Source organism: Streptomyces sp. NRRL S-118 (genome assembly GCF_000716335.1).
Lineage (GTDB): Bacteria > Actinomycetota > Actinomycetes > Streptomycetales > Streptomycetaceae > Streptomyces.
Genome location: NZ_KL591003.1, coordinates 158,926 through 159,158 on the forward strand (window position 1 = coordinate 158,926; position 233 = coordinate 159,158).

Annotated in this window: 1 protein-coding gene; it reads right to left on the minus strand. The window is 68.2% G+C overall.

Going from position 1 to position 233, the window contains the following annotated elements; translation table 11 throughout:
- A partial coding sequence (locus tag IH00_RS39455; RefSeq protein WP_031070886.1) for a HAMP domain-containing protein occupies window positions 1–233 on the minus strand: 233 nt, incomplete at both ends.

The window sequence follows — 233 nt, forward strand, 5'->3', positions numbered from 1 at the left end:
TTGGACTTGAGCCAGTCCTGCTCCTGGTTGGCCAGGGTCGTCTCGCGCAGCGACTCCACCATGGTGTTGATGTTGTCCTTGAGCTCGGCGACCTCGCCGGAGGCGTCGACGGTGATGGACCGGGTCAGGTCCCCCTCCGCGACCGCGCTCGCGACCTCGGCGATGGCCCGCACCTGCCGGGTCAGGTTGCCGGCCAGCTCGTTGACGTTCTCGGTGAGGCGCTTCCAGGTGCC